Genomic DNA, 17,765 nt, shown 5'->3' on the forward strand with positions numbered 1-17,765 from the left:
ACGAGATAGCTGTACGACACCGAGGCCGCTCCGGATGTCAGGTCAGCGGCCGGGCGGCGGTCAGGGCGAGCCAGCGGCCGAGGGCCCAGTGGGGGAAGTACTGCGGGTAGAGGCGGTAGCCGAGGATTCCGCTGCCGTTGAAGGCGCCGACGGCGGTGGTCTGCCGCCAGGTGCCGTCGGGTCGCTGTCGCTCGGTGAGCAGACGGATGCCGTCGAGGACCGCCGGGTGGTCGGGACCGGTGATCTCCATCAGGGTGAGCAGGGCCCAGGCCGTCATCACGGGCTGGCTCTCGGCATGGGGGACGTAACGCTGTTCGAGGAAGCCCTGATAGTGCTCGCCCCAGCCGCCATCGGGCAGTTGGACGGACTGGAGCCAGGCGGCGGTGCGGCGCAGCCGGGGGTGGTTGTGCGGACAGCCGGTGGCGAGCAGGCCGCGTACGGCGAAGAAGGTGCCGTAGAGGCGGTTGACTCCCCACGCGGCGGACCAGGAGCCGTCACCGTGCTGACGGCGCAGGAGGAAGCGCACGCCCCGGCGCAGGGCGGCGTGCAGTCGGGCGCGCTCTGTTGCCGGTGCGCGGGCGGTGAGCGGGGCGAGGGCGAGGAGGGCCGAACCGGTGCACTCGACGTAGGAGTGCTCGACCATGCACTGGGTGAACAGCTCGGAGGGGTTGAGGAGTTCGAGGAATCGGCTGCCGCGCCGCGCCTCCCAGGCGCCGAAGCCGCCGTCGCGGTTCTGCCGGTCCAGCAGGAAGGCGGCCGTCCGGCCGAGGAGGTGCTCCGACGGCGGGTGCCCCGCGTGCAGCAGGGCGACCACCGCTTCGGCCGTGCAGTCGCTGACCGGCCAGTGCGCCGAACCGTCGGAGAAGGACCAGCCGCCCACGACCGGACTCCGGGCGCTGAGCGCGGGGTTCGCGATCTCCTCGGTCTCCTGGGCGTCCAGGAGGAAGTGACAGGCGCGGCGCAGGGCCTTGCGGATGTCGGGGGTGCCGGGAGTGCCTTGGCTCCCGGAGGTAATAGGAGCGCTGGGAGCGTCGGCGGCTTCGGTGGGGTGGGCGAGGAGGGCCTCCACGGCGAACGCCGTGTCCCAGGTGGCCGAGCGGTTGCCGACGAAGCGCGTGCCCTCCTCCTCGTCGTGCCACCTCCAGTACTCCAGGCCCTTGAGGGCCCGGTCGACGGTGTCGGGTGCGGCGCCGGAGGCGTGCAGGACGAGGACGTTGAGCAGATTGGCGATGGACGACAGCGCCGCCTGCCCGGTGACCCGCTGCTCGTGCTGGACCCGCGCCAGACAGGCGCCGAGCGCGCGCTCCCGCAGGGCGCCGGCCGGGCGCCGCTCGTACCAGGACAGCGCGGTGTGGCCGAGGCGCAGGACGGGTGACGGCGGCCGGAGGGTGTCGATGCCGAGGAGGGTGCGGTCGGCCGGGCGTGGGGGACGGTCGGCGAAGAGGTCGCGTCGGAGTTCGGCGGTGACGGGTCCGAGGTCGCCGTGGTAGCGGGTGCCGTACAGCCAGGCCATGGCCTGATAGACGACGCGGGCGTTGTTGTAGAGCCGGTCCGGGTGGAAGGGGGAGAGGCGCGGCATGACAAACGCCTCGGGTGGGAGGGGGTTGATGGCCCGGTAGTCGTACAGTCCGCATGCCGCCAGCCAGATCCTCCCCCATGCCGGCACGGCCGCGGCGCCTCCGGGCTGGGCCCGCACCCAGGCCGCGGCGCGCGCGGGCAGCGGATCGTCGGCGGGCAGCCCCAACAACCGCAGGGCGACATGGGCGAGCACGGTGCAGTGCGACGACGGCCCGGCCTCCCGATCGGGGATGATCCGCCAACCGCCCTCCGGGGTGACCGTGGCCCGATAGTGCCGGATCATCGCCGCCCGCGATGCCTCGGGCACCGGCCGCCCGACGAGTTGACGCACGATCACGTACTGGGACAGCGGCGTGTTGTTCATCACCAACTCCCCCTCCCAACTCCCGTTCTCACACTGAAGAGAGAGCAGCCGCCGAGTGGCGAGCGCATGGGCGGAGCGCACGGCTGAGCGGGTCACGAATGCCTCCGGTGGAGCGGCGATCTGGGAGTGGAGCGGGGGTCTGGAAGCAGAGGGGCGATCCGGCGGTGGACCGGTGCTCTCACAACCGGCCGACGGGCCGGCGGCGGAGCGCCGCTCTCGCAAGTGAGCGGCGGCCCGACGGCGGAGCGGTCCCCCTCAAGGCGGCTCCCCGGCAGCCCGCGCGCCCGTGCGCGAGCCCGTTCGCCGTTCGGTCACCTTCAGTCGCGACTCAATCACTGTTTGAAGTTACCCCAGTTGAGGGAGGTCAAGGCTGTTGGATTCGTGGGGCGGAGTGGTGAGGGCAGGGGCGCGATGCGGAGTGTGGACGTTCTGATCGCGGGGGCCGGACCGGCCGGTTGTGCGACCGCGCTGGCGTTGGCGGGGAGCGGAGCCGAGGTCGAACTCGTCGACCCGGTCGCCGAACCCGGGCACGCGCTGTCGGGCGAGTGGCTGCACCCGGCCGGTGTGCTGGCGCTCGGCCGACTGGGCATCCCGCTGCGCGGCGCGGAGTTCACGCGCAACCACGGTTTCGTACTGCATCCGGACGACGAGGGCCCGCCCATCCCCTGTCCCTATCCCGAGGGCACGGCCGTGAGCATGCACCACCACACCCTCGTCGGCCGGCTACGACAAGCGGTGCGGGAGACACCCGGGATGACGCTCCGCCAGGGCGACCGGGTCGTGGCGACCTCCCCGGAGGGGCGGGTCCGCACGGGCTGCGGGGAGTTCCGGGCACGGTATGTCATCGGTGCCGACGGGCGGGCGTCGGCCGTCCGTCGCTCGCTCTTACCCGGCGAGCCGTCCCCCCGGCTGCTCTCCCGCACCGCGGGCCTGCTGCTGCCGGACGCCTCGCTGCCCAGGGAGGGCTACGGCCATGTGTTCCTCGGCGGCCCGGGCCCGGTGCTGGCCTACCGGCTCTCCCCCGCCCTGATCCGGCTCTGTGCCGACGTGCCCCTCTCGGCACCCGGGGCCACCGGCATTCGGGGCTACCTCCACCAGGGCTACGCGCATGTGCTGCCCGCCGGGTTGCGGGGGCCGTTCCTGGGCGCGTTGGCCGACGGGCGTATCCAGTGGGCGGGGGCGAAGTTCCGGCGGCGGGTGTTCTACGGCCGTCATCGCTGTGCCCTGGTCGGGGACGCCGTCGGGCACGGCCATCCGCTGGCGGCGCTCGGCATGGCCCTGGGCATCCTGGACGCGGAGTGCCTGGCCCGTTGCCTGACCGACGACAGGACGCTCGCCTCGTACACCGGGGAACGCAGTCGCCGTTCCTGGGCGGGTGAACGGCTCGCGGCCGCCATGCACCGGACGCTCACCGGGCAGGACGATCCGAGCGTGCTGCTGCGCCGGGCCGCGTTCGATCTGTGGCGCCGCGACATCCGTGAACGTCACCGGGTTCTGGGGCTGCTCGGCATACAGGACACCCGCCGGGACACCTTCGCCCTCCTGGTGGCGCGGCTGGTGGTCAACGCGCTCGACCACGTCACCCGTGAGGCCGTGGTCTCCCACGACATCGCCGATACCACCCGACGTCTCGCCGGACTCGCCGACTGGCTGCTCTGGCTGGGCGGCCCGTCCGTCGGTCTTCCCCCGAGATCGGCCGGATGACGCGGGGAGCCGCACGGCCACGCGGCTGAACGGTCCCCGGGGGCGGGGTCAACGCCCGGTTCGGATCAGCCCCGTCAAATAGCGCCACAGCGACGAGCGTTGGCGTGCGGACGCGTCCGGCGTCACCACCTCGGCCGACCCCGCCGCCGAACCCGCTCCCGTCCCCGGCCCGGACTCCGCTCCTGGCCCGGTTTCGGCTCCCGTCCCCGGGCCCGCTCCCGGCTCGGTCTCCGCAGCCGAATCCACCGACGTTCCCGACACCCCCGGCACGACCGCATCCGTCCCCGGTGCCAACCCCTCGGGTCTCGCGGCCAGTTCGTAGCGCACCGGCAGCGACCGCAGGCCTCGCATGAACGGCGAGGAGCGCCAGGGGAGTTGGTCGACGGGCAGGGCCAGGTCGAGGTGGGAGAAGCGTTCGAAGAGGCGGTCGACCCCGACCGCGGCGACCGTGGAGGCCAGTTCGCGGGCCGGGCACTGGCGGCGGCCCGCGCCCCAGGAGAGGTGGGCGCGGGTGCTGACCGTGGTGGTGCCGGTGGCGACGTGGTCGGCGAAGAGCGGGTCGGCGTGGGCGGCGGCGGAGGAGACCCAGACGGGGTCGCCCTTGTGGATCGTGTAGTCGCCGAGCCGGGTGTCCTCGGCGGCGAAGCGCGGCACGAAGTTCACCAGCGGCGGCTTGCGCATGACGACCCGGTTCATGGTCTCCCGGACCATCCCGGCGGACAGGCTGGCACGCACACTGCCCTCGCCGGAGAGGACTTCGACGACGGTGTTGGAGATGAGGATGCCGACGTGGTCGGAGGTCATGCCGAGCAGCATGAACAGCTCACGGGCCAGCTCGTCGAGGGTGAGCCCGGGGTGGGCGGCGAGGAGGTGGGAGGGGAAGTCGTCGGCGGGGTTCTTCATCTTCTGCCGCGCGAGGTCGGTGAGCGCGGCGAGCAGCCGGTCGAGGGCGGGTTCCGCGTCCGGGCCGGCGTCGAGGACGCGCCACATGTCCATCAGCGCGTCGTCGCCCTGGGAGCCGGGGAAGCCGAGGAGATGGCTGGCCACCATCAGCGGCAGGGGGCGGGAGAACTGGGCGGACAGGTCCGCGAGTCCGGTGCCTCCGGCCTGTCCGACCAGGGTGATCAGATCGTCGGCGTACGCGGTGACGGCGGCCTTGAGCCGTTTCGCCTGGGCGTGGCGCGGGTCCTGGAAGGGCTTGAGCGCGGCGTCCCAGGCCATGCGCAGCTCGGGATAGGCGGGTCCGCCCTGGATCAGGATGTGGTTGACCTCCAGGGAGGGGCCGAGCGGCCAGTCGGCGGGGACCCTGCCCTCGGTGCGGGCCCGCCAGTTCTCCAGGCCCTTGGGCCAGCCCTCGTCGTCCTGGAGGACCTGCAGTGCCTCGCGGTAGCCGAGGACCAGCCAGGCGGGTACGCCGAGCAGGTCCACCGGGGCGACCGCGCCGTGCCGTTGCCGCAGGCGTTCGTAGACGAGGGAGGGGCGCGTCTCGTAGTCCCGGGTCAGCAGCGGTTCGGGGGTCAGCGACTCCAACCGTGTGCCGTCCGCGTTCACGGACCCGCTCTCGCCCCACCGGGATTCCACTGCCATGCCTGCCGCCCTCCGACACTCCCCGTACCGACCCCCCTTCGGTCGGTAGCCGGAAACGCTGGGGACCCTACCCCAGGTCACACGTGGGGGTGAATCGTCGGGTGTCACTAGTGATGAAGTTGTGTTCAGCTGGGGCGGTGGGCGCGGATCTCCGTGTCCTCGGGGTGTTGCCGTTCGGTATCGGCCGACTCGGCCCGAGGGGGGCGACGGCGAAACGCGGCGGGCGGCCCGTCCCGGTCGACGGGATTCCGCTGCCGCCGACCGTGGCGGGGCTCAGTCTCCGGCGCGTGCCCGCTTCACGAACTCCGCGATCAGGGCCGGGTCCTTGACGCCCCGGCTGAGTTCCACTCCGCTGGACACGTCGACGCCCCAGGGCCGGGTGGCGGCGACGGCGTCCCTCACGTTCTCCGGGGAGAGGCCGCCGGCCAGTATCCACTTCTCGTCGGGGCCGACCACCGGCTTGCTGGACCAGTCCCAGGCCATGCCCGATCCCGGGACGGGCGCGTCCAGCAGCAGCATGTCCTCGCCGTACTCCCCGCAGCGCGGCACGGTGTCACCGAAGGCGGCGGCCCGGATCAGGGTCCAGCCGTCGGCCGCGAGGTCGGCGTAGTAGGCGTGGTCCTCCGGTCCGTGCAGTTGGACGGCCCGGATGCCGGAGTCGGTGGCGAAGGACCGTACGTCGGCCAGGGACTCGTTGCGGAAGACGCCGACGGTGAGGACGTGCTCCGGGACCCGGTCGCACAGCCGGGCGGCCGTGTCGGCGTCGATACGGCGGGGGCTGGCCGAGAAGACGAAGCCGATGGCGTCGGCGCCCGCCTCCACCGCCGTGTCCACGTCACGCTCGGTCTTCAGACCGCAGATCTTGACGAAGAGGGAGTCGTCGAAAGGAGAGTCATGGGAATCGCTCACCGACACAGCGTGCCTCATGAAGGGCCCGACGCGATATCGCGGCCCGCTCTCATTTCCATGCTCCCGAGAGCCTGCGGGCCACGACCGCGCTCAGGACGCGTACGCCGTGCGTCGAGCCGGGGTCGATGCCGGTCAGCTCGCGTACGCGGCGCAGGCGGTAGTCGAGGGTGCGGGTGTGGACGTTGAGGGCCGTGGCGGCGGTGCCTCGGTGCATGTCGTGGCGGTAGTAGACGTCGAGGGTGAGGAGGAGGTCGGGGCCGTCCTCCAGGCGGTGGGCCACCGTGCGGAGCCAGTCGTCGACGAAGGGGACGTCCGCGACGGCGAGTTCGACGAAGACGTCCGCCACGGTGTGCGCCCGCAATCGGGCGGACGGCCGGCTCAGCGGGGCGGCTCGGCTGACCCGGCGGGCGCGTTCGAGGGCGTCGGTGAGGTCGGAGAGGGGCGCGGTGGCGGTGCCGATGGCGCAGGGGCGGGCGAGAGCTTGGGCGAAATCCTGTACGAGTATGGATAAATCGGGCCCGCCGGGGAGCGGGGCCGGGGATTCGGAAGGGTCCGACAATAGGTCGGGCACGGCTTTCTCCGCGCCGGACGGACGGGGTACCAGGACCACCAGTTCGCCGCTCTCGTAACCGTTTTCCGGGGACCAGGTCACGGGTATCCGGTGGGTTTTCACCAGGGTCTCGATCTCGTTTTCCAGGACGGGATCGGCGAGGGCCGGAAGGTCCGGGACCCGGATCACGGTGACCGCGTAATAGTCGGACACTTCCATGTCCACCACGGCGGCCAGTTCGGTGGCCATGGAATCCCCGGTGAGCAATGAGCGGGCCAGCAGGGCGACCTGCTCGGCATACGGCAGCCGCCGCCGCAGTACCGTCACGAATCCCTGACTGTAGGCGCCGATGCCGCGCTCGCCCTGCGGGGCGAACCAGGTCATCATCCGCATCAGTTCGTCGACGCCGCCGCCGCGCTGGGCGTCGGTGGCCTCGTTGATCTCGCGCAGCATCAGCGCGGTGTGCAGCCGCAGGACCCGTTGTCGTGCGCCGAGCGACATTCCCGCCCCGGCGCGCAGCTCTCCCATCGAGGAGATGTAGCTCAGGTCATCGGCCCTCAACTCACCGTTGTCCGGCGACAGTTCGACGGTACGACGGCGGAACCACACCGCGTACTCCAGCATCTGAGCCATGGCGCGCGGATTCGCGTTCAGGACTCCGAACTCCGGAATCTCCCGTACATACGTCTCGACCTCCCTGCGGGCGTTGGTCGTCGCCCGGAGGGCCAGTTCGGCGAAGAGGCTCCCCATGTGCGGTGAGCATGCCATTCGGCCCGAACAGGTGCACAGACGAAATCCGGACGCCGTTCATCACTTCTCACAAAGCCCTGGAGAGCGTGTCGCCGACACTTTTGTCACTGTGCGCAAAATTCCCGGATCGGGGCGTTTCCGCCACCGGTTCCGCTTGTGGAGGAGGAGTGAAGTGGGCTTAATGGGAGCCATGTACCCGCCCGGTGGGGGAACACCGCGGCAATCATTCCGGCACGATTTTCGGCAGTCGGTACGGGCTGGGTACATCTATTTCTCATCCGCACGCCACTCGGCGGCGTGCGCCGAAACGGGAGGGAAATACCGATGAAAGCAGGCATGAGAAAGAGAATCGCGGCGGCGCTCGCGGTCATGGCCACGTCGACGGCGCTCATGGTGAGCGTCCCGGGCTCCGCCTCGGCCGCGCCCGCCGCCACCCCCAGCCTTCGTGCCTTCGGGATCACCGGTGACGGCACCCTGATGGCCACGTTCCTGACCGACCAGCCCAAGGTGCTCAACTGGGTCCGGCTCATCACCGGTCTCAGCGGCGACACGGCCCTGATCGGTATCGACTTCCGGGTGCAGGACGGCCTGATGTACGGCGTGGGCAACAAGGGCGGCATCTACACGATCAAGATCCCGACGGGCACCCAGGACGTCGTGGTCACCAAGGTGTCCCAGCTCCAGTACACGCTGAACGGGGCGAACTTCGGTGTCGACTTCAACCCGGCGGCCGACCGGCTGCGGGTGATCAGCGACAACGGCCAGAACCTGCGGCACAACCTGAACGACCACACGACCATCCAGGACCTGAACCTCACGACCCCGCCGATCGAGGGCACCACCAAGGGCGTCAGCGCCGCCGCGTACACGAACAACGACCTCAACTCGGCCACCGCGACGACGCTCTTCGACATCAACACCACCAGCGACCAGGTGGTCATCCAGTCCCCGGCGAACAACGGCACGCTCGCCGCGACCGGGAACCTCGGCATCGACACCGGTGTGAACTCCGGCATGGACATCTTCTCCACCCTGAGCAACGGCAAGACGGTCTCGAACACCGCCTTCGCCACGCTCACCCCGTACGGCGCCAGTCTGCCGTCGCTCTACAGCGTCAACCTCTTCACCGGCGAGGCGACCCTGGTCACCCCCGCCGCGGCGGACTCCCAGTTCCCGCTGAACATCACGGACCTCGCCATCTCGCTGACCGGCTACTGATCCCCTCCCGCACAGCGCCATCTCGCCGCGGCCGGGTCGCTCATACCCGGCGCGCGGCGAGATCCGGCCCGCGGCAAGGCGCACGACACCCGGCCCGCGGCGAGGTCACGACTCGCGGCTCGCCACGAGGTCCAGGGCGATGTCCACGATCATGTCCTCCTGGCCGCCGACCAGACCACGGCGGCCGACCTCCAGCAGCAGGGTGCGGGCGTCGACGCCGTAGCGCCCGGCGGCGATCTCCGCGTGCCGCAGGAACGACGAGTACACACCTCCGTAGCCGAGGGTCAGCGTCTCCCGGTCGACCTGCACCGGGCGGTCGCGGAGCGGGCGGACCAGATCGTCGGCGGCGTCCTGGAGGGCGAACAGATCGCAGCCGTGCTTCCACTCCCGCAGATCCGCGACGGCGACGAACGCCTCGATCGGGCAGTTCCCGGCGCCGGCGCCCTGCCCCGCGAGGGAGGCGTCGACACGAGTCACCCCCTCCTCCACGGCGACGACACTGTTGGCCACCGACAGGGAGAGGTTCTCGTGCGCGTGGATGCCGATCCCGGTCGCCGGGTCGAGCACCTCGCGGTAGGCGCGCACCCGGTCGCGTACGTCGTCCATGGTGAGCCGGCCGCCGGAGTCGGTGATGTACACGCAAGTAGCGCCGTACGACTCCATCAGCCGTGCCTGGGCGGCGAGTTCGGCGGGCGGGGCCATATGGCTCATCATCAGGAACCCGGCGACGTCCATGCCGAGTTCGCGGGCCTTGGCGATGTGCTGGGCGGCGATGTCGGCCTCGGTGCAGTGCGTGGCGACGCGCACCGAGCGGACGCCCAGCTTGTAGGCGTGTTCCAGCTCGGCGATGGTGCCGATGCCGGGCAGCAGGAGCGTGGTGAGGACGGCGTCGCTCACGGCGTCCGCCGCGGCCTCGATCCACTCCCAGTCGGTGTGGCTGCCGGGACCGTAGTTCAGCGAACCACCCGCCAGCCCGTCCCCGTGGGCCACCTCGATGGCGTCCACACCGGCCGCGTCCAGCGCCGCCGCGATCCGGGCCACGTCGGCGGGGTCGATGCGGTGCCGGATGGCGTGCATACCGTCCCGGAGGGTGACGTCCTGGATGTACAGGGTCCGGCCGACGTTCTCGCTGGTGTCGGTCATCGGGTCACCTCCGCGGGGGCCGTGCTGCGTCGGGCGATCGACTCGGCGACGCGCAGGGCGGCCGAGGTCATGATGTCGAGGTTTCCGGCGTAGGCCGGCAGGTAGTGGGCGGCGCCCTCGACTTCGAGGAACACCGAGATCCGGGTGGTCACCGGCCCGGCGCCGTCCGGCACGAGGGTGTGCACGGGCTCGTCGTCGGCGACGGGCGCGAACTGCACCTCCTGCTTGAGCCGATAGCCCGGCACATACTGGGCGACCCGCTCGGCCATCTCCTTCACCGAGGCGCGTACGGCGTCCTCGTCGACGTCTCCGGTGAGGCAGAAGACGGTGTCCCGCATGATCAACGGGGGCTCGGCGGGGTTGAGGATGATGATCGCCTTGCCGCGCGCGGCGCCGCCGACGGTCTCGATGGCGTGGGCGGTGGTCTCGGTGAACTCGTCGATGTTGGCGCGGGTACCGGGCCCGGCCGACTTCGACGCGATGGACGCCACGATCTCCGCGTAGTGCACCTCGGTCACCGCCGACACGGCCGCGACCATGGGGATCGTGGCCTGGCCTCCGCAGGTGACCATGTTGAGGTTGGCGGCCCCCGCGTCGAGATGGTCGTCGAGGTTGACCGGCGGCACCACGAACGGGCCGATGGCGGCCGGCGTGAGATCGATCAGCTTCTTGCCGTACGGCGCCAGCCTGCGGGCGTTGGCGACATGGGCCTTGGCGGAGGTGGCGTCGAAGACGATGTCGATGTCGTCGAAGTGCGGCAGGGCGATCAGCCCCTCGACGCCCTCATGGGTGGTGGGTACCTTGAGCCGGGCGGCGCGGGCGAGCCCGTCGGACTCCGGGTCGATACCGACCATCGCGGCGCACTCCAGGGTGTCCGACAGGCGCAGGATCTTGATCATCAGGTCGGTGCCGATGTTCCCCGACCCGATGATGGCGACCTTGGTCCTGGCCTCGGTCTTGGGGGAAGTCATGCGTCATCTCTTTCGGAGAACGTGGCCGTGACCTCGCCGAGCGAGCTGATCTCGGCGCGGACACGGGTGCCGGGCGGGGTGGGGACCATGGGGCCGAGCGCGCCGGAGAGGATCACCTGGCCCGCGCGCAGCGGCTCGCCGTACTCCCGTGCCGTACGGGCCAGCCAGGCCAGCGCGCCCAGCGGATCACCGAGACAGGCCGCGCCATTGCCCGACGAGACCAGCTGATCGCCGACGTACAACCGCATCGTGGCCTCGCGGGGCTCGAACTCGTCGAGACCGAGCCCGCGTTCGGCGAGGACGAAGAGGCCGCTGGAGGCGTTGTCGGCGACGGTGTCGGTGAGGGAGATGTCCCAGTCGGCGATCCGGCTGTCGACGATCTCCAGCGCGGCGACGGCGTAGTCCACGGCAGCCCGCACCTGCTCCGGACCGAGATCGCCCTCCGCCAGGTCCTCCTTCAGTACGAAGGCGATCTCGGCCTCCGCCTTCGGCTGGAGCAGCCTGCCGGAGGGCACCTCACGCTCGCCGGAGACATCCATGTCGGCGAAGAGCACCCCGAAGTCGGGCTGGTCGACGCCGAGTTGCTTCTGTACGGCCGGGGAGGTGAGGCCGATCTTGCGGCCGACGACCACCGCGCCCGCGTCCAGACGGCGACGGGTCAGCTCCCGCTGTACGGCGTAGGCGGCGGCGATGTCGTGCTCGCCCAGCAGATCCCGTACGGGTGCCACGGGCCGCCGCTCGTCCAGGGCGGTGACGATCCGGGCGACGGCTCCGGCCACGGCCTCGGCGTCAACTGATGTGTGGGGCATACCTGTTCCTGTTACGGCCTGTGCGTCATCGGATGTGTCGGATGTGTCTGCCATACCGGTCACCGTCCCTCGGCCGTGGCCACCGCGAACCCGGCGATCCAGGCGGGGATGGCCTCGTAGAAACGGGACGTCATCTCGTACGGTCCGGTGGCGGCGAGCGAGGCGAACGCGGCGATCCAGGCACGGACCTCATGGGCGGAGCCGCCGCCCTCCTTGGCCATGCCGTCCACGGTCCAGTGGTCGAACTCGGTGAGTTCGCCGTGCTGGAGGTGGTCGAGGAGCCGGTTGTCCCACTCGGGGTTGATGGGGATCATCGCGGACGATCCGGCGGCGTAGTCGCGGCCCGCCCGGACGACCCGCTGCTCGCCCTTGGCCCGCTGCTCGGGGGTCGGCGGGTGCCCTTCGATGAGGGCGTCGGCGACACGGGGCGGGGCCCCCTCCAGGACCGGTACGGGCGGGTCGTGGGAGAGGCCGCCGGAGGCGAGGAACAGCACCCGGCGGTCGAGTTCGGCGGCGGCCTGCCCGATCGCCGTGCCGAGCGCCCTGATGCGGCTGACCGGACAGAGCGGCGTGGCCACACCGTTGACGAAGACCGGGACGACGGGCACTTCGTCGATGCCGCCGAAGAGGACCTCCAGCGGCTGGGCGAAGCCATGGTCGACGGTCATCCGGGCGGAGACGGTGAGGTCGATGCCCCGGTCGAGCGTGCCCTGGGCCAGCGCCTTGGCGGCGGCCGTGTCCACCGACAGCGGTCCGGCCGTCGTACCGAAGTCACCGACCGCGTGCGCCTCGGTGGCCAGGCAGAACGGCGGCATCTCCTTGTAGAAGAAGCCGTTGTAGTGGTCGGGCGCGTAGAGCACGACCAGGTCCGGGTCATAGGCGCGGATGAAGCTCCGCGCGGTCTCGACGGCCGCGTCGACGCGGGCCAGGACCTCCGGTTCCGGGTCGTTCTTGCCGATGAGCGGCGAGTGGGACAACCCGACGGCTGCTGCGGGCATGGGGGTTCCTTACTGCAGTGGACTGCGCTGAGTACTGCGCTGTGGATTGGCCTGAGGCGGGGCCGGGGGCCGGGGTCCGGGCTACTGGGGGCCGGCATCCGACGGGTGGATGACGAGCTTTCCGGTGAGACCGCCGTCGATCATCAGCTGGAAGCCCTTGTGGATCTCCGTGAGCGGCAGGGTCCGGTCGATCACCGGGCGGACACCGGTCGCGTCCATCATCCGAAGCATCCCGACCAGTTCGGCTCGGGTGCAGCCGGTGGAGCCGAGGATGCGCTGCTGGAGGTAGAAGATCCGGCCGAGGTCGGCGGGCGGGTTGGCGCCGCTGGTGGCCCCGGCGATCACGACCGCGCCGCCGGGCCGCAGGCACTTCAGCGAGTGCGACCAGGTCGCCTCCCCCACCGTCTCGATCACCACGTCGACCTTCTCGGGCAACCGCTCCCCGGTCGGTACGGCCGCCCGGGCACCCCAGCTCACGGCCTCGGCCCGCTTGTCCTCGCTCCGGCTGGTCGCGTACACGACGGCACCCGCCGCCACCGCCAGCTTGATCGCGGCGGAGGCGACACCACCACCGGCACCCTGCACCAGCACCCGGTCACCGGCGGTGATCCGGGCCTGCGTGAACAGCATCCGGTACGCCGTCGTCCACGCCACCGGCAGACAGGCCGCCTCGTCGAACGACAGCCACGCGGGCTTGGGCACCAGATTGCGGGTCGGCACGATCAGCCACTCGGCGAACGACCCGTCGTGCTGCTCCGACAGCAGAGCGCGGTTCGGGTCCAGCGTCTCGTCGCCTCGGCCGGCGTCCGGGTCGCCCAGCACCGGGTGGACGATGACCTCGTTGCCGTCCTCGTCGTAGCCGGCGGCGTCACAGCCGAGGGTGATGGGCAGCCGCTCGGGCGGGTGGCCGACACCGCGGAGGGTCCACAGGTCGTGCATGTTCAGGGAGGACGCCACGACCCGGACCCTGGACCAGCCGGGTCGGGGTTCGGGCTGCGGGACGTCGCGCAGGACCAGGCCGGAGAGGGGGTCGGTCGCGCTCTGGGAGATGGCGATTGCGGCAAGCACGGTACTAATTTCGCCGGGTTCTGGTGTGGGCCCTAGTGATCGTGCCACTGGGCAGCACGTGTGGCCCCTGTTTCTGGGGCTGTGCCCCAGGCCCCCCTTCGCCCCAGGGGGTGCCGCGCGATGTTTGTGTGGCGGCTGCGGGTTGTTTGTGGCTGGTCGCGCCCAGGCGGCGGTAGCCGCAAATTCAACACAGCCCCGCGCCCCTAAAAGCCCCTCCCGGAGTCAGAGAAGCACGACCACGGCCGACGGGCAGGTTCTGGTACCTGGCCGTCGGCCGTGATGGTGGGGGTGGAACGGGCGTTCAGTGGGGCATGTCGTCCAATGCCGTCGGGAGGTCTGCCAGCCAGTGTGGCTCCGCTGTGAACAGGACCACGCTGCCGTGTGGCAGGTCCGCCTCCGTCACCCTTCTGAAGCCGCCCCTCTCGAAGACCTCCTGCGCCTTCGTGTCCTCCTCCGCCGGTGCCGCCACCACTCTGCGGCAGAGCGGGTCGGCGGTGAACAGTGCCGGGACCAGGGCGGTCAGCAGGTCGGGGGCGTCGGCCGACGCCAGCTCCACCGCGATGTCGTGGGCGCCGTAGGGATAACAGCCCCGCAGCGGATGGTGCTGGACTCGGTACAGGCGTAGCTGGAACGGCGTGCCGCCGCTGCCCGGGGTGACGGCGTACGCGTGGACGGCGTGCTCCTCGGTGGCCAGGGGGCGCAGGGTCCAGTCGGGGCCGAGGGCCGGGGTGGGCGGTGGTGGTACGACCAGCGGCGTGATCACGGTCGGCTCACACCGTGTCCGTGGCCGGTTCGGTCTCCGCCATGCGGCGCAGCTCCGCCTTGGCGAGTTTGCCGCTGGCGTTGCGGGGGAGTTCGGGGACGACCATCAGGCGGGTGGGGAGTTTGTAGCGGGCCAGATGGCCGCCGGCGTACTCGCGGACCTCCTCCAGGGTGAGGGTCCTGCCGGGGGCGCAGGTGAGGACGGCGAGGACGGTCTCGCCCCACTTGGGGTCGGGGACGCCGATGACGGCGGCCTCCAGGACTCCGGGGCAGGCGGCGAGGACGCGTTCGACCTCGGCGGGGTAGATGTTCTCGCCACCGCTGATGATCATGTCTTTGAGGCGGTCGACGATGTAGTAGAAGCCGTCCTTGTCGCGGTGGGCGATGTCGCCGGTGTGGAACCAGCCGGCGTCGTCGAAGGCTGCGGCGGTCGCGTCGGGGTTGTTCCAGTAGCCGGGGGTGACATTGGGGCCGCGTACGCAGATCTCGCCCCGGGTGTCGGGCTCGTCGATGCGGGCGCCGGTGCCGGGATGGGTGAGGCAGACCTCGGTGTAGGGCATGGGGGCGCCGGCCGAACCCACCTTGTCCAGGGTGAGGGGGGCCGGGAGGTGGGTGGCGAAGGGTGCCGTCTCGGTGAGGCCCCAGGCCTGCTGGAGGAGGATGCCGTGCTCGGCGTAGTCCTTGATCAGCTGGGGCGGTACGGGGGCGCCGGCGACGACGGCGGAGCGCAGGGCGCTCAGGTCGGCCTCGGCGAAACCGGGTACGCGGGCGACGGCGGCGCACATGGCGGGGACGGCGAAGAAGGACGTCACCCGGTGCCGGACGAGGTCGTCGAGGAACGCGGCGGGGTCGAAGGCCCGGCGGAGGATCACCGTGCCGCCGCGCACCAGGGTGCGCAGGGTGAGGGCGTTGAGGCCGCCGATGTGGAAGAGGGGGGCGACGGCGAGGTTCACGTCGTCGGAGCGGGTGTCGACCATGCTGTCGACATTGACGGCGTTCCACCACAGGTTGCCGTGGGTGAGCATGACGCCCTTGGGGCGGCCCGTGGTGCCCGAGGTGTACATCAGGGCGGCGAGGTCGTCGTCGTGGAGTCGTACGGGCTCGCGGGTGGGGCGGTGGTCGCCGAGGAGCCGTGAGAGCGGGGTCCATACGGGCGCCGGGGTCTCGGTGGCCGGGCAGGCGGGGTCGGTGTCGATGAGGAGGTGGCGGCGGGCCGGGACGGCGTCGAGGACGGACTCGACGGTCTCGCGGTGGCCCTCCTCGACGACCAGGGTGTGGGCGCCGCTGTCGACGAGGATGTGGCGTACCTCGTCGGGGGCGAGCCGGAAGTTGACCGGGACGAAGACGGCCCCGAGGTGGGAGGCGGCGAACAGCGTCTGGAGGAAGGTGACGCTGTTGAAGCCGAGGTAGGCGATCCGGTCGCCGCGGCGCAGCCCCTGCTCGGCGAGTCCGGCGGCCAGCTCGATCGCGGTGCGGCTGAGCTGTGCGGCGGAGTGCTCACGGCCCTCGTAGACGACGGCGGTGGGCGTGGGGTATTGGGCCCTTCTGTGCAGTGCGGCTGCGGGGCTGATGTCGACGGCGGCCATGGCGGCGGCTCCTTCTATGGCTGTCGTACGGAATGCGGAGCGTGGTTTGTCTACTACAGATCGGTGCCGCCGGCGGCGGAACGGAAGCCGCGTACGGCGATACCGCCGTCGGCGGGGAGGACCGCCCCGGTGACGGTGCCGCTGTTGGCGCGGGAGGCGAGCAGGACGTAGGGGCCGGTGAAATCCTCCGGCTCCACGCTGGAGTCGTACAGGGGGATGAGCGGGGGGCTCTTGGTGCCGGACGCCTCGTTCTTGGCGAAGGAGGCTTCCAGGGTGCGGTTCTGCAGGCCCAGGGTCTCGGGACCGCTGAGTTTGGTGCGCATACCGCCGACGGCGACGCCGTTGACGCGGACCTTCGGGGCGAGTTCGTAGGCGAACTGGCGGAGCAGACCGAGGCAGGCGTGTTTGCTGGCGGTGTAGAGGGAACCGCCGCCGTCGGTGTGGAAGGAGGCGTTGGAGAGGGTCATGACGATGCTTCCGCAGGTGGCGACCAGCTCGCGCCAGGCGGCCTCCACGGCGAGGACATAGCCCTTGACGTTGATGCCGAACAGTTCGTCGAAGGTCTCGGACAGCTCCTTGCCGGTGAGCCGGGTGACGCTGCGGTGGTAGTCCCAGATTCCTGCGTTCGGGACAAGGATGTCCAGTTTCCCGAACCGCTCCACGGTGGCCTCGACGGCCCGGTGCAGATCGTCCGGGGAGCGCACGTCACCGGGGACGGTCAGCACCCGCTCCCCCGCCTCCCCGGCGGCTTCGACGACCTCCTGGAGCTGTTCGATCTTCCGGCCCATGACGGCGACACTCGCGCCCTCGGCCAGATACCGCAGGGCGACCGCGCGGCCGATGCCGGAGCCGCCGCCGGTGATCAGGGCGACATCGCCCTGAAGCCAGCCGGCCATCACCGGACCCCGAGGAAGTCGGCGACCAGCCGCTCGAACTCGGCCTGCCGCTCCAGCTGCACCCAGTGCCCGCAGCCTCCGAACACATGCAACTGGACGTCGCGGATCTGCTTCAGCATGAGCTGGGCGCCGTCGAGGGTGATCGTACGGTCGTCACGCCCCCACAGCAGCAGGGTGGGCGCCTTGATCCGGTGGACGCGCTGCCAGAGCGGGTCCATGCCGTGGCGCTTGGCGAAGGCCGCGTTGTAGGCGTGGTAGAAGGCGATGTGGGACTCGTCGAGGGAGGCCTCGTAGCGGGCCTGAACGGTGTCCTCCCAGCGCCCCGGTTCGGCGGTCATAACACGGATGAAGTCCCGCATCTTCTTCACCGTGGGGCCTTCGCCGTTGTAGTAGCGGAACATCGCCTTCTGTCCCTCGGTGGGCGTCGGCCCGAAGGGGAGCCAGCCGCCGCCGGGGGCCATGAGCACCAACTTCTCGACGCGGTCCGGGACTTCGAGCGCGGTCGCGATGGCGGCGGCCCCGCCGAGGCTGTTGCCCAGCAGATGGAACCGTTCGATACCGAGGGCGTCCAGGGTCTGGATGAGCGCGTCGACGGTGATCTCGGTGATGCTGCGGGCGTCGAGGTCGGCCTCGGTGGGCCGGTAACTGCCGCCGAAGCCGGGCTGGTCGGGCAGGACGACCCGGAAGTGCGGGGTGAGGGCGGCCAGGTTCTGGCGGTAGTTGGCGACGGCACTCGCACCGGGCCCGCCGCCGTGCAGCATCACCAGCACCGGCCCGTCCCCCGCCTCGCTGACCGCGATCGGCCCGAGGGTGGTCTGCACGGTGTGCTCGACGAGCTTCACCTCTGTGGTCTCTTCACTGGTCACGAGCGG

Annotated in this window: 15 protein-coding genes; 2 read left to right on the plus strand and 13 right to left on the minus strand. The window is 70.9% G+C overall.

Annotated elements, in window-relative coordinates; all coding sequences use genetic code 11:
• Positions 1-37: 37 nt before the first annotated feature.
• The gene (locus ACWD4G_RS16405; RefSeq protein ID WP_451293771.1) at positions 38-2,038 is read right to left on the minus strand and encodes a hypothetical protein; all 2,001 of its coding nucleotides are present in this window, start codon (positions 2,036-2,038) and stop codon (positions 38-40) included.
• Between the two features lie 315 nt (positions 2,039-2,353).
• On the opposite strand from ACWD4G_RS16405, the gene ACWD4G_RS16410 reads away from it, so the two are divergent.
• A complete protein-coding gene (locus ACWD4G_RS16410) occupies positions 2,354-3,646 on the plus strand; it encodes an FAD-dependent oxidoreductase (protein ID WP_451293773.1) in 1,293 nt (430 codons plus the stop codon).
• A 48-nt stretch (positions 3,647-3,694) separates the two neighbouring features.
• Here the strand turns inward: ACWD4G_RS16410 and ACWD4G_RS16415 are convergent, their stop codons facing one another.
• The 3 genes from ACWD4G_RS16415 to ACWD4G_RS16425 form a co-directional block, all read right to left on the minus strand.
• Positions 3,695-5,233 carry a cytochrome P450 gene (locus ACWD4G_RS16415; protein WP_451293775.1) on the minus strand — a complete coding sequence of 513 codons (1,539 nt, stop codon included), beginning with the start codon at positions 5,231-5,233 and terminating at the stop codon, positions 3,695-3,697.
• A gap of 273 nt (positions 5,234-5,506) precedes the next feature.
• Positions 5,507-6,160, minus strand: a complete 654-nt coding sequence (locus ACWD4G_RS16420) for a phosphoribosylanthranilate isomerase (RefSeq protein ID WP_451293776.1) — start codon at positions 6,158-6,160, stop codon at positions 5,507-5,509.
• Positions 6,161-6,191: 31 nt separating this feature from the next.
• Entirely contained in the window at positions 6,192-7,442 is a 1,251-nt protein-coding gene (locus ACWD4G_RS16425; protein ID WP_451293778.1) for a PucR family transcriptional regulator, read from the minus strand.
• A gap of 369 nt (positions 7,443-7,811) precedes the next feature.
• On the opposite strand from ACWD4G_RS16425, the gene ACWD4G_RS16430 reads away from it, so the two are divergent.
• Complete coding sequence (locus tag ACWD4G_RS16430) at positions 7,812-8,660, plus strand: DUF4394 domain-containing protein (protein WP_451293930.1); 849 nt, start codon at positions 7,812-7,814, stop codon at positions 8,658-8,660.
• Positions 8,661-8,765: 105 nt separating this feature from the next.
• On the opposite strand, the gene dmpG is transcribed toward ACWD4G_RS16430, so the two are convergent.
• From dmpG to ACWD4G_RS16475, 9 genes are all read right to left on the minus strand, one after another.
• Positions 8,766-9,803, minus strand: a complete 1,038-nt coding sequence (gene dmpG / locus ACWD4G_RS16435) for a 4-hydroxy-2-oxovalerate aldolase (protein WP_451293780.1) — start codon at positions 9,801-9,803, stop codon at positions 8,766-8,768.
• Positions 9,800-10,774: an acetaldehyde dehydrogenase (acetylating) gene (locus ACWD4G_RS16440; protein ID WP_451293782.1), complete on the minus strand. Its 975-nt coding sequence runs from the start codon at positions 10,772-10,774 to the stop codon at positions 9,800-9,802. Before ACWD4G_RS16440 ends, dmpG begins: the two co-directional genes overlap by 4 nt.
• Positions 10,771-11,583 carry a 2-keto-4-pentenoate hydratase gene (locus ACWD4G_RS16445; RefSeq protein WP_451293784.1) on the minus strand — a complete coding sequence of 271 codons (813 nt, stop codon included), beginning with the start codon at positions 11,581-11,583 and terminating at the stop codon, positions 10,771-10,773. The genes ACWD4G_RS16440 and ACWD4G_RS16445 overlap by 4 nt, the downstream gene beginning before the upstream one ends.
• A 59-nt stretch (positions 11,584-11,642) precedes the next feature.
• The gene (locus ACWD4G_RS16450; protein ID WP_451293786.1) at positions 11,643-12,581 is read right to left on the minus strand and encodes a 3-carboxyethylcatechol 2,3-dioxygenase; all 939 of its coding nucleotides are present in this window, start codon (positions 12,579-12,581) and stop codon (positions 11,643-11,645) included.
• 81 nt (positions 12,582-12,662) lie between these two features.
• Positions 12,663-13,649 (minus strand): zinc-binding dehydrogenase, encoded by a 987-nt coding sequence (locus tag ACWD4G_RS16455; protein ID WP_451293788.1) that lies wholly within the window; start codon positions 13,647-13,649, stop codon positions 12,663-12,665.
• A gap of 301 nt (positions 13,650-13,950) precedes the next feature.
• Positions 13,951-14,412, minus strand: a complete 462-nt coding sequence (locus tag ACWD4G_RS16460; protein WP_451293790.1) for a GNAT family N-acetyltransferase — start codon at positions 14,410-14,412, stop codon at positions 13,951-13,953.
• Positions 14,413-14,419: 7 nt separating this feature from the next.
• On the minus strand, positions 14,420-15,997 hold the full coding sequence (locus ACWD4G_RS16465) for an acyl-CoA synthetase (RefSeq protein WP_451293792.1): 1,578 nt from the start codon (positions 15,995-15,997) through the stop codon (positions 14,420-14,422).
• A 53-nt stretch (positions 15,998-16,050) separates the two neighbouring features.
• A complete protein-coding gene (locus tag ACWD4G_RS16470) occupies positions 16,051-16,893 on the minus strand; it encodes an SDR family NAD(P)-dependent oxidoreductase (RefSeq protein WP_451293794.1) in 843 nt (280 codons plus the stop codon).
• Positions 16,893-17,759 carry an alpha/beta fold hydrolase gene (locus ACWD4G_RS16475; protein ID WP_451293795.1) on the minus strand — a complete coding sequence of 289 codons (867 nt, stop codon included), beginning with the start codon at positions 17,757-17,759 and terminating at the stop codon, positions 16,893-16,895. The genes ACWD4G_RS16470 and ACWD4G_RS16475 overlap by 1 nt, the downstream gene beginning before the upstream one ends.
• Positions 17,760-17,765: the final 6 nt, after the last annotated feature.

It is taken from the genome of Streptomyces sp. NPDC002643 (assembly GCF_053592555.1).

What these genes read in the sequence shown, in the direction of transcription:
- ACWD4G_RS16415 (WP_451293775.1), bottom strand. Translation starts at nt 5,233, where the DNA reads ATGGCAGTGGAATCCCGGTGGGGCGAGAGCGGGTCCGTGAACGCGGAC.
- ACWD4G_RS16450 (WP_451293786.1), bottom strand. Translation starts at nt 12,581, where the DNA reads ATGCCCGCAGCAGCCGTCGGGTTGTCCCACTCGCCGCTCATCGGCAAG.
- dmpG (WP_451293780.1), bottom strand. Translation starts at nt 9,803, where the DNA reads ATGACCGACACCAGCGAGAACGTCGGCCGGACCCTGTACATCCAGGAC.
- ACWD4G_RS16440 (WP_451293782.1), bottom strand. Translation starts at nt 10,774, where the DNA reads ATGACTTCCCCCAAGACCGAGGCCAGGACCAAGGTCGCCATCATCGGG.
- ACWD4G_RS16445 (WP_451293784.1), bottom strand. Translation starts at nt 11,583, where the DNA reads ATGCCCCACACATCAGTTGACGCCGAGGCCGTGGCCGGAGCCGTCGCC.
- ACWD4G_RS16410 (WP_451293773.1), top strand. Translation starts at nt 2,354, where the DNA reads ATGCGGAGTGTGGACGTTCTGATCGCGGGGGCCGGACCGGCCGGTTGT.
- ACWD4G_RS16470 (WP_451293794.1), bottom strand. Translation starts at nt 16,893, where the DNA reads ATGGCCGGCTGGCTTCAGGGCGATGTCGCCCTGATCACCGGCGGCGGC.
- ACWD4G_RS16430 (WP_451293930.1), top strand. Translation starts at nt 7,812, where the DNA reads ATGGCCACGTCGACGGCGCTCATGGTGAGCGTCCCGGGCTCCGCCTCG.
- ACWD4G_RS16425 (WP_451293778.1), bottom strand. Translation starts at nt 7,442, where the DNA reads ATGGGGAGCCTCTTCGCCGAACTGGCCCTCCGGGCGACGACCAACGCC.
- ACWD4G_RS16465 (WP_451293792.1), bottom strand. Translation starts at nt 15,997, where the DNA reads ATGGCCGCCGTCGACATCAGCCCCGCAGCCGCACTGCACAGAAGGGCC.
- ACWD4G_RS16420 (WP_451293776.1), bottom strand. Translation starts at nt 6,160, where the DNA reads ATGAGGCACGCTGTGTCGGTGAGCGATTCCCATGACTCTCCTTTCGAC.